The 12,964-nt window shown below is 70.8% G+C and carries 13 protein-coding genes; 7 read left to right on the forward strand and 6 right to left on the reverse strand.

Going from position 1 to position 12,964, the window contains the following annotated elements; translation table 11 throughout:
* Positions 1-3 precede the first annotated feature (3 nt).
* Positions 4-840 carry an ESX secretion-associated protein EspG gene (locus ACPCHZ_RS04155; RefSeq protein ID WP_423483569.1) on the reverse strand — a complete coding sequence of 279 codons (837 nt, stop codon included), beginning with the start codon at positions 838-840 and terminating at the stop codon, positions 4-6.
* 590 nt (positions 841-1,430) lie between these two features.
* Here ACPCHZ_RS04155 and ACPCHZ_RS04160 point away from each other — a divergent pair.
* Together ACPCHZ_RS04160 and ACPCHZ_RS04165 are read left to right on the forward strand one after the other, a co-directional pair.
* A complete protein-coding gene (locus tag ACPCHZ_RS04160) occupies positions 1,431-2,930 on the forward strand; it encodes a MinD/ParA family protein (RefSeq protein WP_423483570.1) in 1,500 nt (499 codons plus the stop codon).
* A gap of 209 nt (positions 2,931-3,139) precedes the next feature.
* Complete coding sequence (locus ACPCHZ_RS04165) at positions 3,140-4,168, forward strand: DUF1942 domain-containing protein (protein WP_423483571.1); 1,029 nt, start codon at positions 3,140-3,142, stop codon at positions 4,166-4,168.
* 67 nt (positions 4,169-4,235) lie between these two features.
* Here the strand turns inward: ACPCHZ_RS04165 and ACPCHZ_RS04170 are convergent, their stop codons facing one another.
* The gene (locus tag ACPCHZ_RS04170) at positions 4,236-5,402 is read right to left on the reverse strand and encodes a hypothetical protein (protein ID WP_423483572.1); all 1,167 of its coding nucleotides are present in this window, start codon (positions 5,400-5,402) and stop codon (positions 4,236-4,238) included.
* 172 nt (positions 5,403-5,574) lie between these two features.
* Positions 5,575-6,321 carry a transcriptional regulator gene (locus ACPCHZ_RS04175; RefSeq protein WP_423483573.1) on the reverse strand — a complete coding sequence of 249 codons (747 nt, stop codon included), beginning with the start codon at positions 6,319-6,321 and terminating at the stop codon, positions 5,575-5,577.
* Positions 6,322-6,675: 354 nt separating this feature from the next.
* Between ACPCHZ_RS04175 and ACPCHZ_RS04180 the strand changes: the two genes are divergently transcribed.
* Positions 6,676-6,969 (forward strand): WhiB family transcriptional regulator, encoded by a 294-nt coding sequence (locus ACPCHZ_RS04180; protein WP_264014862.1) that lies wholly within the window; start codon positions 6,676-6,678, stop codon positions 6,967-6,969.
* Between the two features lie 198 nt (positions 6,970-7,167).
* Here the strand turns inward: ACPCHZ_RS04180 and ACPCHZ_RS04185 are convergent, their stop codons facing one another.
* Positions 7,168-7,449, reverse strand: a complete 282-nt coding sequence (locus tag ACPCHZ_RS04185) for a DivIVA domain-containing protein (RefSeq protein ID WP_423483574.1) — start codon at positions 7,447-7,449, stop codon at positions 7,168-7,170.
* A 96-nt stretch (positions 7,450-7,545) separates the two neighbouring features.
* Here ACPCHZ_RS04185 and ACPCHZ_RS04190 point away from each other — a divergent pair, with 96 nt between their 5' ends.
* Genes ACPCHZ_RS04190 through ACPCHZ_RS04205 form a run of 4 tightly spaced genes read left to right on the forward strand, consistent with a single transcriptional unit; the run spans position 7,546 to position 10,155 of the window.
* Positions 7,546-7,971: an EVE domain-containing protein gene (locus ACPCHZ_RS04190; RefSeq protein ID WP_423483575.1), complete on the forward strand. Its 426-nt coding sequence runs from the start codon at positions 7,546-7,548 to the stop codon at positions 7,969-7,971.
* 9 nt (positions 7,972-7,980) lie between these two features.
* Positions 7,981-8,943 (forward strand): pirin family protein, encoded by a 963-nt coding sequence (locus ACPCHZ_RS04195; RefSeq protein ID WP_423483576.1) that lies wholly within the window; start codon positions 7,981-7,983, stop codon positions 8,941-8,943.
* A 33-nt stretch (positions 8,944-8,976) separates the two neighbouring features.
* Positions 8,977-9,309, forward strand: coding sequence for a GNAT family N-acetyltransferase (locus ACPCHZ_RS04200; RefSeq protein WP_423483577.1), 333 nt, complete (start codon positions 8,977-8,979; stop codon positions 9,307-9,309).
* A 27-nt stretch (positions 9,310-9,336) separates the two neighbouring features.
* Positions 9,337-10,155 carry an acyl-CoA thioesterase domain-containing protein gene (locus ACPCHZ_RS04205; protein WP_423483803.1) on the forward strand — a complete coding sequence of 273 codons (819 nt, stop codon included), beginning with the start codon at positions 9,337-9,339 and terminating at the stop codon, positions 10,153-10,155.
* A 7-nt stretch (positions 10,156-10,162) separates the two neighbouring features.
* Here ACPCHZ_RS04205 and ACPCHZ_RS04210 read toward each other — a convergent pair whose 3' ends face one another.
* Both ACPCHZ_RS04210 and ACPCHZ_RS04215 read right to left on the reverse strand, forming a co-directional pair.
* On the reverse strand, positions 10,163-10,672 hold the full coding sequence (locus ACPCHZ_RS04210; RefSeq protein WP_364977831.1) for a pyridoxamine 5'-phosphate oxidase family protein: 510 nt from the start codon (positions 10,670-10,672) through the stop codon (positions 10,163-10,165).
* Positions 10,673-10,684: 12 nt separating this feature from the next.
* Positions 10,685-12,928: a molybdopterin oxidoreductase family protein gene (locus ACPCHZ_RS04215; RefSeq protein WP_423483578.1), complete on the reverse strand. Its 2,244-nt coding sequence runs from the start codon at positions 12,926-12,928 to the stop codon at positions 10,685-10,687.
* Between the last annotated feature and the right edge of the window lie 36 nt (positions 12,929-12,964).

The following is a 12,964-nucleotide window of genomic DNA, read 5'->3' on the forward strand; positions in this document are numbered from 1 at the left end:
TCCTCAATCCGCGAACGGGCTGTCCGGGTCGGTCTTCTCGAACCAGCCGCCCGACGGGAGGAACTCGACCAGACCCTCGAGTGCGCGCTGCAGGTTGTCCTGGGTTCCCGGCAGGAAGGAGCCGAAGAGCTCGCCGTTGACGCGCCGGGGAATCGACACGATGCGTCCCTGCCGGGAGTCGAGCACTCCGGCGGCGACGTCAGCCGTGGTGTTGGTGCCGCCGGGATGGCGCTCGGTGGCGGTGATCTCCACCCAGCTGGCCGGCTCGTTGATGATCTCGGCGTAGACGCGGGCCGACGCAACAGGTACGCCGAGTGCGGTGAGCGCTTCGGCGGTGCGGCATTCGGCCAGCCGGGCCGCCACGCCGGTGAGCGGTTCGACGTTCGCGGCCTGGGCGGCGCCGAGCACGGCGGTGACCATTCCGGCGAGGCCGACCTGCGGCGCGATGCGCTGCAGCACCAGCATCTCGTCGTCCCGGGCGGCGACGACGTGGCGTTCACCCTTGCGGACCACGACGAAGCGGACCATCTTGCCCCCGAGATCGCGGCGCCACCAGCGACCCTCGAGGACGCGGTCGGGCCGGCTCAGGGTGTCCACCATCGCCGCGACCTCGGGATGCGGCTGACCGTAGATGTCGAGCACGCCCTGGGCGGTGAGGTCCCGCGCGACCTGCTCCCAGACGATCTCGCGGAGGTCGGGCTGCGGGATGTTGAGCCGGATGCCGAGTGCCACCGGGAAGTCGACCAGGTTCAGCCGGTCGGCGATGACCAGCATGCCGTCGATCGTCACCTCGACGCCGACGACGTCGTCGACGTGGGTGGTGTTCGTGCCCGCCGTCATCGCCGCGACCCTGGGAGTTCGCCGCCGCGAACTCCGGCGCGGCGCGGCGGGTGGACCGCAACGACGGCCATGGGCGGCCCAACCGCGGTGTTCGGCGACTCCGGCTTCCCTGCGCCACTGCGGGCGGCGACATCGAGAACTTTGCCAGAGGTGCCGACTTCGGCATGCGTACCCATATGACCCGACCCCCTTTACCGCATGCGAGCGTACCAGCGAAATCGACACCGCCAACGCACGAATTCACAGGGCGTGACCCCGGCCCGTCAATATTCTCGGCAATGCTACAGCAATGGCCTTGACCACATGGTTCGGCCGATCAAACGGAATAGACACATGCGTCAGCGAACGTTCGGCGGCAGCGGCGGTGCCCGGGTGACCGCCGGGCACCGGGCGGAGCGGCGTGCCGCGGGTGCGTGATCCGGTGGTCGTCCGTCGCTCCCGCAGACGGGCCGCACCTCCCAAAACATGCCAAATGGCTGTATTTGCTGGCCAGCGCGGCTCCGCTGCCACGGCGGAAGGCGGCGCGGGTAGTTGATACTGGGAAGCGGCCGAAGACCGCGTCGTTGAAGTTTTCCGGAGGAGTAATTGCAGTGACCGACCGCGATGACGCACTGCGGCGAGAGCTCGGCTGGACGGGCCCGGAGGAGACCGACTTCGAGCCCGACACCGGACCGACGGGTCCGAGGACGCCGCCCCAGCCGCCGGCCTCGCGCCGGCCGCCCGTCGACTATCTGCCGCCGAGGGACAGTCCTTCGCCGACCACCCCGGATCAGCCTGCTCCGCACACTGCCGACCAGCCGCCGGCGCCCGCCGCCGACGAGGCCCGCCCCGAGCCGATCCGGGAACCCGACCGTCCCCGCACCAGCTTCCGCGAACCGCACGCCGCCGCGCCGCCGCCGCCGCCGCCGGCCCACGATGCCCGCCCGCCCGCGCCGCACCGGCCGGAACCCGGTTGGGGCCCGCCGCCACCGGGACCGAACTGGCAACAAGCCCGTCCGCCCGCCCCGGCGTCACCGCCGCCGGGTCAGCCAGGGTCACCGCCGCCGGGCCAGCCGGCACCACCGCCGCCCGGTGCGGTGCCGCGCCCGTGGCCGGCTGCCCCCTACGGTCCGGACGCCCGCATCTCGGCGCCGCCGCCGAGCGGGTCCTACGCCGACCGCATCCGGGTCAACGACCTGGTGCCCGCCCGCCGGACGCCTCCCCAGCGCGGCTGGCGGCGGCTCGTCTACCGCGCGAGTTTCGGCGCGATCAACCCCGGTCCCTCGGCCGACGAACTGCGTCAGGCCGAACTGGAGGCGAAGATCCGCGGAGCGCTGCGCGGCCATTACAAGGTCGGCGTGATGGGCAAGGGCGGCGTCGGGAAGACGACCGTGTCTGCCAGCATCGGCTCGATCTTCGCCGAACTCCGCCAGGACGACCGGGTGGTGGCGATCGACGCCGACACCGCGTTCGGGAAACTGGGCAGCCGGGTCGACCCGAAGGCACAGGGCTCGTACTGGGAACTGGCCAGCGATCAGCACCTCGACTCGTTCGCCGACGTCCGCAGCAGGGTGGGCAACAACGCGGCCGGCCTGTTCGTGCTCGCCGGGGAGGCCACCCCGGCCCGCCGCCGGGTGCTCGACCCCGCGATCTACCGCGAGGCCACCTCGCGGCTCGACCGGTACTTCTCCATCTCGATCGTCGACTGCAGTTCCACGATGGACTCCCCGGTCACCCAGGAAGTGCTCCGTGACCTCGACGCACTGATCGTGGTGTCCTCGCCCTGGGTCGACGGCGCCGCCGCCGCGGGCCAGACGATGGACTGGCTGGCCAACCGCGGGCTGACCGGTCTGCTGCAGCGCACGGTCGTGGTACTCAACGACTCCGACGGCCACGCCGACAAGCGGACCCGCTCGATCCTGGCCCAGCAGTTCGCCGGCCAGGGCCAGGCGGTGGTCGAGGTGCCGTTCGACGGACACCTGCGCCCCGGCGGCGTCATCGACCGCACCAGCGAGATGTCCCAGGCGACCCGTCGGCGCTTCCTGGAGATCGCCGCGATCCTCGCCTCGCACTTTCCGACTCACGACGATCGGATCCGCGACCGCGGCTGACGAACGTTCGCCAGCAAGCATCGCCTGCCTCCGAAAGTGGTGGTGACGGGGCGCGTTCGCGGAATTCTGCACCTGTCGGACCGCGTCCGTTGGGGCAGCGTTCACGGCGGGCGGGGGTGCCCGCGTGCCTGGCGACCTGCTAACTTCGATTCTGTGACCTCCCTAAGACCGGGGGAGTCGGCATTCGGACGACTCAGGAGTGAACAACTTTGAAGATCACGACCATCAGTAATGCATTGGCCGCAGCAACCTTGGCTGCGGGAGCCGCAGGCGTCATCGCCGCACCGATCGCGGGCGCGGACACCGCCGGAGTCAGCACTCAGGACCTGGGCAACCAGGCCGAACTGCGCGACGGCAACGTCGTGCAGCACTGGACGGTGACTGGCCTCAAGCCCAGCTCGGACACCATTCCCTACCAGGTGCGCGGCACGCTGTGGGAAGCCACCGCGACCGACAAGGCCGTGGCGGGACCGGCGACGCCGATCGTGTCCAACTTCAACGCCCGCGCCGCGGACGGCCAGAACTACCGCGCGCTGTTCCAGGTCGCCACCCCGCAGGGTGTCAATCCGGCAACCATTGCGCAGGGCCAGGAGACCAGCGGCAAGATCTACTTCGACGTGACCGGTCCCGCACCGGACACCGTCGTCTACAACGCCGGTGGGCGTGACCTCCTGGTGTGGGACGAGCCGCCCGCCGCGCCGCAGTCGGCGCCGGACACCTCGAACTACCCCTCGGGCAGCTCGACGGCTCCCGCCGAGGTCGCCGACGAGGCGCCGGCCACCGCCGACGGCGAGGAACTGACGCCCGCTCCGGCGAGCAACGAGGTCGTTCCCGCCGCGCCGGGCTCGTCGGGCACCCCTGTCGCCGTCGGCCCCGACGGCACTCCGCTGCCTGCGGGTAGCGCGGGAACGCCGCTGCCGGAAGGTGCTCCGGTTCCCGCAGGCACCCAGCCGGTTCCCGCAGGCACCCAGCCGGTTCCCGCGGGCAGTGCGGGTACGCCGTTGCCCGCGGGCGCGCCGGCTCCCGCCGGAACGCCGGCCGCTCCCGGTGTTGCGGGCGCTCCCGCACCGGCCGCTCCGGCACCGGGTGCTCCCGTGGCGCCGATCCCGGCCGGGTCCCAGGTGGCCCCGCCGGCAGGCAGCGGGGGCACACCGCTTCCGGGCGAGGGCGTCGCGCCGTCGCCGGTCGTGGTTCCGCCGGGTGCCGTTCCGGCCAGCAATCAGGGCGCCACGTCCTGATCCAGCTCCATCGCACGAGGGCGGCCGCACTGCGGCCGCCCTCATCGCATTTCGCTGCCCTCGACGCTCAGGAGTGCGCGGCCCACCATGAGTAGAGCTGGTCGAAAGACGGCCCGCCGGGTCCCGCTTCGACTGTGCCGATGAACATCTCGTCGACATCGGTCCAGCTGACGGTCGGCCGGCTCTGGTCGAGCACGCACAGCAGCGTCCCGCTGACCTTGTCCGGAGTGGCGTTGCGCCGCCATGGGCCCGGTGACTGGATCCGCCCCGGGCACACCACCACCTGCGACGAGGCGACGAGCGATGCGAAGGCGGCGTCCAGCGCGGCGCGATCGGGATACAGCGTGTAGGTCGAGGTGTCCGGACCACCCGGATCGGTGTTCTTCGCACAGGAGACCCGGGCCACCGCCCCACCGGATACGGACGTCTGCTCGCAGGCCTGCGGCCCGTAACCGCGGGGCACCGCACGCAGCAGCCTGTCCTGGGCCTCGGTGTCGACCGGTGCGGGCTCGGAGGTGGTGGCCGCAGTCGTGTCGGCGGCCGGCGACGGCTTGAACAGCCACATCGCCACGACGACCACCAGGACGACGGCCAGCAGTGCGCCACCGCCGATGAGCAGCACGCGCAGCGGTACGGCGTTCCCCTTCGGGCGTGGCATGACAGGAGGCGGCGCGTGGTACAGGCCTGACCATTGGCCTTCCGCCGCAACGTATTCGGGCGGTGGACCGGCGGCGGGCTCCGCGCCGGGTGCGCCCGCGTCATCCCAGCGGGGCTCGTAGCGGTGAGCGTGTCCGGCGTCGACCACCGGCTGGACGACCGGGTCGCCCGGCGTCTCCCAGCCTGGCGTGACAGCGGGCGTTTCGAAGTGGGCCATCGGCTGGATCACGGGATCGCTCGGCGCTTCCCACGCATCACCGGAGGCCGGCGGCGCCGTGACGGTGCGGTCCTCGGGGTCAGGCGCCGGCTGCGCGGCGGCCGGTACGACATCGGCGGCGTCCGCGTGCGCCGGGGTCTCGCCGCCGAGATTCCAATCGGGATCGAACGACGGCACCGGGAACGGTGGTTCTGCGGTCTGGCCGACGCGCGCACCGGCCGACGACTCCCAGCCACCGTCGAACGACCGGGGATCCGGCACGACGGCGTCCGGTTCGTCGTAGGGCGGCGGCGGCTCGCCCGGCGGAACCGTCTGCGATTCCCACGGATCCGGCGTCGGAGGCGGCGGCGGCCACGTCATGACGGCACCTCGGCCCGGCTCGTCTTCACTTCACAACCCCCCATGGTGACCCCGGTCGGGTCGCAGAACGTGCGGGCATGTGTCTCGGTCGGCTGAACTCGCAGACAAGACTAGTAGGCGGTCACCCCGGCGGCGCGCTCTCATCGCGGCGCCGGTCGATGCGTCCGGTACCTCAAGCGAGCTGGTCGATCAGCTGCTCGATGGCGCTCACCGCCGAACCCGGTACCGGCTCCTCGGCCTCGGCGCAGACGATGTCCGCCTCGTTGACTCCGGCGGCCTGTGCGGTCTCGCCGATGGTGAGGTTGGCGCGGCGCCGGACGGCGTAGAGCCGCTGGCCCAGGGTGGCGTTCGGTGCCGTCGCGCCGAGCATCGTGAGATCGTCGATGCGCCCACGGACCGAGCTCAACGCCTTGATCAACGCCGGGGTCACCCTGCTGATCCGAGCCGCGCGCGCCGCGACCGACTCCAGCTGCCGCAGGTCCGCGAGGATGGCCGACACCCGCGGCGTGAACTGGGGATCGTCGATCGGTGGCAGTGCGTCCGCGGCCGAGGCCAGCGTGTGCACGGCGGTCACGACGGCCTGGGCGACGAGCGGGATCTCGTCGCTCGTGGTGGCGACCGCGGCGGTGGTCTGTGCGGCTTCCTCGTCAGGTACCGGAGTCTGTCCGTCGCGGAGCCGGGCGATGGTCCCCGGCGGCCACCGCAGGACCTCCTCGAGCTTTGCCCGGGTTCGCTCCCGCGGCCAGCTCCGGCCTTTCTCGAAGGCGATCAGCGCACCGGCGTTGATGATGCCGTCGGCAGCCAGGCTGCGCTGACTGATGTCGAGCTCACGCCGTCTTGCGGCGGCGGCGGCACCGGCCCGGACCATTCCTGGATCGACCGCTCCCGTTGCCTCGTCGATCGACTCCGCATTGGTCATTGGACGGCGTATTCCTCGCTGGGGTGGGCGGCGGCTCCGACGTCGCAATACTAGACGTCACCGTAGCGGGCGCTACGACTCGGGTCGGGTACTACGTGTCACAGCTGTTTCAAAGCTACACCTTGCTGCCGTGGTGGCCAAGTGAATCGCTACGGTTCGGCCGATGAATGTATCGCGTGGCCAGCCGAGCGGCGGGCAAATCACCAGCTCAGACGCTTTTCTCGATGGAGCCGTAGCGGGTAGTTGCAACGCTTCGGTATCGCGCTTCGCTTAACTGTTGCATCGCTACGGTTGTTGCTATACATTTCTCCTCATGCGGTGCAGAACCGCCGAGCAGCAGAGGAGCCGAACCCCATGAGCAACGTGACCTTCCTGGAGATCCCGGTCGGAGCCTGCACCCGCGACCCCGAGCGGTGGACCACCACGGCCGACGAGGATGCCAAGGCGATCTGCCGCGGGTGCCCCCGCCGGTGGATGTGCGCCCGCGACGCCGTCGAACTGCCCAAGGCCGAGGGACTGTGGGCCGGCATCGTCATCCCGGAGGCCGGCCGCGGCCGTACCTTCGCGCTGCGCCAGCTTCGTTCGCTGGCCGAGCGCAATGGATACCCGGTGCGAGCGGTCCGCCGGTACTACCCCGAGTCGGCGTAACCGCCCGGCCCTCTGCCCTCCTGCCGCCGCGTCGAGGGGACGGCGGCGGGAGGGCAGAATGCTGTCCACGGAATAGCGCGGGCACAGCCGCGGTTACATGATCCGACGGTGCCGGGCATGCCCCGGGCTCCACCCCATCAGTCGCTACGAGCGACCACTCGCCGAGAGGCGCCATGGCGGCACCGTCCCAGCTTCGACCTATGGCCGGTCCTCGAGACCGGCCATAGTCGTCAGCAGCGCCGCGATGAAGGCGTCGACCTCGTCTTCGTCGTAGCCGCGACGACCCAACGGCGCCTTCGGGAATCGAATACCCCGCACGTCGTCGGCCGTGAGATGGCCCCGGCCGTCGAGGCGCCGGGCCACCAGCGCCAGCAGGTCGCTGACCGACTTCGGGTCATACCCCCGGCGGTTCCACGGACACTTCCCGAAGGTGGCACCGCGGACCTGGTCGGCGGTCAGCGCGCCGGCGGCTCGGCTCATGCCGGAATGGTAGGCCCACACACGTCGCGGAAGTTATCCACAGGGCGCTCGTCCGAGCCGTCGTCATCGTCGGACCCGGGACCTAGCGTGCGAGGCATGACCAACTGGATCAACACCGTCAGCCGCGACCACGTCGAACGTGCCGTCCGCGGCCGCTTCACCCAGGCCAACCACGGCAAGCCGCACGCCCTGCGCAGAATGGCGCGCGGTGACTGGATCGTCTTCTACTCACCACGCACCGCCCACCCCGACGGCGAACCGCTGCAGGCGTTCACGGCGATCGGGCAGGTGGTCGACGACGAGCCCTACCAGGCCGAGCTGCCCGGCGACCAGCAGCCGTGGCGCCGCAACGTCGACTTCCTCGAGTGCACGGAGACGCCGATCCGCCCACTCATCGAGCAGCTCGAGTTCATCGAGAACAAGCAGCGATGGGGCTACAAGTTCCGGTTCGGCGTCTTCGCGATCGGCGACCACGACCTCGACGTCATCCGCGCCGCGATGGCAGGTGTCGCCGCGCCGTAGATTGGCACGGTGAGCAACACCGACCCGGCGCCCGCCGAGGTCGTCTGCGCCGCTCCGCCGTTCGCCGGTGTGCTGCACCCCCGGGACGTGCCACTCGGCGGGCCGCGCGCGATGCGCGTCCGCCGCACACTCCCGCAGCGCGACCGGTCGCTCATCGGCGCCTGGTGCTTCGCCGACCACTACGGGCCGCACGACGTGTCCGGCGGACCCGGTATGGACGTGCCGCCGCATCCCCACACCGGACTGCAGACGGTCAGCTGGCTGTTCAGCGGCGAGGTCGAGCACCGGGACAGTGCGGGAGTGCACGCCATGGTCCGTCCCGGCGAGCTCAATCTGATGACCGCGGGCGCAGGCATCTGCCACTCCGAGGTGTCCACCCCCGCGACCACCGTCCTGCACGGCGTGCAGCTCTGGGTCGCCCTTCCCGAATCCGACCGCGACACCGGCCGCGACTTCGCCCATCACGTTCCGCGGCCCCGCACCACCGGCGGGGTCACCCTGCGGGTCTTCCTCGGCGAGGCCGAGGGCGCGCGCTCGCCGGTGGCGACCTTCACACCACTGCTCGGCGCCCAACTCGACCTGGAACCGGGCGCGGTGGTGGTCCTCGAGGTGGACTCCGGATTCGAGCACGGCGTTCTGCTCGACCGGGGCGACGTGGAGGCGGCGGGAGTCCGGCTCGACGCCGCCGAGATGGTGTTCCAACCTGCCGGCCGGCATGAGCTGAGCATCGTCAACCGTGGCGACGGGCCCGCACGCATGATCCTGCTCGGCGGTCCGCCCTTCGGCGAGGAGCTGCTGATGTGGTGGAACTTCGTCGGCCGCAGCCATGCCGACATCGCCGCCTACCGGCAGGCGTGGGAAGCCGGATCCGACCGCTTCGGCACGGTGCACGGCTACCGCGGCCGGGTACCCCGGCTACCGGCGCCGCCGATGCCCAACGGCACGCTGCGGCCACGGCGCAACCTCAGATGACGACCGGGACGAAGACGACGACAAGGAGACACCATGACCACTGACAAGACCGGGGCACCCACCACCGTCACCGCCGAGGACACCAGGTTCACCATCGCGGTGGACGGCCGCACCGTCGGGCTGGCGGAGTACGCCGACCGCGACAAGCAGCGGGTGTTCACCCACACCGAGGTGGACGGCGAGTTCGAAGGACGGGGTCTGGCGACGATCCTGGTCGCCGAGGCGTTGCGGCAGACGCGCGACGCCGGCCTGCGGATCGTGCCGGTCTGCAAGCTCGTCGCGAACTACGTCGAGAAGCACGACGAGTTCTCCGACGTGGTCGATCCGGTCGACAGGGACATCAAACGCTGGCTGTCCAGCCGGTGAGCCCGGCCCACTAGGGTCGGCGCGGTGATAGCACAGAGCCGCGCCGGGTCCGCGTACTTCCAGCGCGACGGCGACGCCTTCGTCCCCACCCCGTCCGCCCGCGGTCCCTGGGGTGAGTCGGTGAGCGGGAACTTCGTCGGAGGCCTGCTCGGGCATCTCGTCGACGCCGAGCCGGCCGCGGACGACGACATGCATCCGGCGCGTCTCACCGTGGACCTGTTGCGACCGGTCGCGATGGCGCCCGTGCGCGGGCGCACCCGGCTGGTCCGGCGGGGACGGCGGCTGCACCTCATCGACGCCGAACTGCTGCAGGACGACACCGTGGTGGCGCGGGCGAGCGCACTGCTGCTGCGCCGCGGTCCTCAGCCCGACGACGACGCGTGGACGATGCCGATCTCGATGCCGCCGATCCCGCCCGATCCCACCGACGTCGACGGCCGCACCATGCTGCTGTGGGTCTTCGGTGCCGGAGCCGAGCACAGCGGGCCCAGTACCGATCTGAGTGGCTGGCAGCACGGCGGGCCGAAGTCGGTGTGGCTGCGCGACATCACCCCGCTGGTCGACGGCGTCGCTCTGACGCCCTTCACCCGCGCCGCGATCGCCGGCGACTATGCCAGCTCGCTGACCAGCTTCGGCAGCACGGGGCTGCCGTTCATCAACGCCGACTACTCGGTCTCGCTCAACCGGTTGCCGGACGGCCCGCACATCGGCCTCAGCGCTCTGACCCATCACAGTCACGACGGCATCGCCACGGGGGTGGCCGCCATGTTCGACCGTCTCGGCCCGATCGGCAGCGCCACCACGACGGCGCTGGCGAATCCGGGCTTCGCGCCGCCGGCCCGCTAGCGAGGCCTCAGGCCGAGCCCAGATACTGCGCGGTGCTACCACCCAGCGGGATCTCGGGCATGCCGAGCTTGCGGTGGTCCCAGCTGCGCGTGCGCTCCGGCACCACGCGCACGGCGATGCGGTTGTTCATCATCTGGTCGACGAACGGTCTCATGTCGTCGCTGTACGGCCCCGTGTAGCGCTCCCACACGCTGATGCCCACGCGCAGAAGCAGTTCCGGGTCGTCGTCGACGATCTCCGCGCGCCCGTCGATCGACACTCCACGCAGCGTGTTGTAGGTGTCGCCGTCCTCGATCATCACCGTGATGGTCGGATCGCGACGCAGGTTCACCGCCTTCTGCGACTTGGCCTTGGTCTCGAACCAGATCTCGCCGTCGAGCACCGCGTACCACATGGCGACCAGATGCGGCCTCCCGCTGGGGAGCACCGTCGCCATGGTGGCGGTGCGGCTGCGGTCGATGAACTCGGAGATCTCGGCGTCGGACATCACGATCTTGCCGCGCTCGTTCTTGCCCATCGGTAATGCCTATCAGGCGTCGGCGCGCGCGACGGTCACCGGGATGCCGTTGAGCGCACCGTTGCCCGACGGTTCGTCGAGGAAGGTCGGCGGCGACAGCACGTTGGTGTTGACGCCGGGCGAATCGTTGGCCACCGACAGCCTCGTGCCGGGCCTGCCGTGGCCCCAGCCGTGCGGCATCGACACCACCCCGGGCTTGATCGCGTCGGTGACCTCCACGGGCACCTCGATGCTGCCGCCGGCCGAGGTGACGGCGACGCGGTCACCGGTGCTCAGCCCGCGCCGCGCGGCGTCCTCGACGTGCATCAGCAGCGTGCAGCGGTCCCTGCCCTTCATGAGCGACGGCACGTTGTGCAGCCACGAGTTGTTCGACCTCAGGTGCCTGCGGCTGACGAGCACCAGGTCGTCGGGCGCCCGCTCGATCCGGGCGGCCAGCCGGGGCAGGTCGTCGAGCAGATACTGCGGGGCGAGGCGGATCTTGGAGTCGGGCGTGCCGAGGATGGCGGGCACCTGCGGCACCATCGGACCGAAGTTCACACCGTTGGGGGTGGCCTTGAGCCGCTCGAGGGTCAAGCCGTCCGGATCCTCCCCGTAGCGGTCGCCGAACGGACCGGTGCGCAGCGTGAGGTCGAGGATGCGCTCCGGCCCGCCGTGGTCGTAGTGGCGGCGGATCTCGGCGCCGTCGAGGCCCTGGGTGGATGCCAGGTAGTCGAAGAACCCGTCGTCGATGGCGGCCACGTCGACGTCCTCGGCGGGGGTGCCGGTGCACAGTCCGGTCAACCGGATCAGGATCTCCCACTCGTGCGGCCGGTCGGGGTCCTCGGGCGCGAACACCGGCGACGAGTAGTTCGCGATGCTGTTGATCGCGAAGTTGAGGATGAGGTCGTCGTGATGCGGCTGCTCCAACGGCGAGAGGCCAGGCAGGATGACGTCGGCGTGCCGGGTGGTCTCGTTGATCCACAGGTCGACGGCGATCATCGCGTCCAGCGTGGGCAGCACCTCGTCGAGACGGTGCCCGCCCGGGGTCGACAGCACGGGATTGCCCGCGACGGTGATCAGCGCCCTGATCTGGCCGTCGCCCGGCGTGGCGATCTCCTCGGCCATGCAGGACACCGGCACCTGACCGAGCACCTCCTTGGCGCCGCGGACGCGGGTGCGGTAGCGGCCGAACTCGGGCAGCCCGCCTTCCAGTCCCGGTTGCGGCTGAACGGTCAGCGACCAGGCCGCGGCGCGCGGGAACATGGCGCCACCCGGCACGTCGAAGTGTCCGGTGAGGATGTTGACGACGTCGACGAGCCAGCTGGCCAGGCTGCCGAACTCCTGATTGCACAACCCGATTCGGCCGTACACCACCGCGCGCTCGGTGGTGGCGAGCTCGAGGGCGAGTGCCCTGATGCGCTCGGCGCCGATGCCGGTCGGGCCGGCCACCCGGTCGGGCGACCAGTCGGCGGCGGCGTCACGCAACCGGTCGACACCGTCCACGTGATCCTGCATCGCCCCGAGGGAGACGAGGTCCTCGGCGAACAGGGTGTGCACGACGGCCAGCAGCAGCGCGGCGTCGGTGCCCGGCGTGACGGGCAGCCATTCGTCGGCATGGGCGGCCGTCGTGGTGCGTACGGGGTCGACCACCAGGACGCGGCCGATGTCGCCGATGATGCCCATGACGTCGGGTGCGGCCAGCAGCGATCCCTGCGACGCCGCCGGGTTGGCGCCCATCACCACCAGCAGGTCGGTCCGCTCGATGTCGGGTACCGGGAAGCTCCACCAGCCGCCGTACATCAGGTGCGACGACAGGTTCTTCGGCCACTGGTCGACGGTGCCCGGCGAGTAGGTGACCGGCATCCCCGACATTCCCAGCAGCACACCGGTGTAGCGCGCCAGCGAGAAGGAGTGGGCGAGCGGATTGCCGGTGTAGGCGGTGACCGCGCCGATGCCGTACTGCTCGATGACCGGCGCGAGCAGTTCGGTGCAGCGCCGGAACGCGGCGTCCCAGGACACCTCCTGCCACTGCCCGTCCACCTTGATCATCGGCGCCCGGATGCGGTCGGGGTCGTCGTGGACCGCGCCGAGCGTGGCGCCCTTGGGGCAGAGGTGACCGTGGCTCCAGGTGTCGTCGCGGTTGCCCCGGATGCCCGCCACCTTCCCGTCGGCGACCTGGATCTCCAACCCGCACATGGCTTCACACAGCGGACAGGTGTAGAGGTGGCGGCCGTCCTGCCCGACGCCGGCCAGTGGCACGCCCAGTTCGGTGGTCATCGGACCTCCTCGTTTTTGTTGTGACAGACTGTAACG

The sequence above is a fragment of the Mycobacterium sp. NPDC050041 genome (genome assembly GCF_049541695.1).
Taxonomy (GTDB): domain Bacteria; phylum Actinomycetota; class Actinomycetes; order Mycobacteriales; family Mycobacteriaceae; genus Mycobacterium.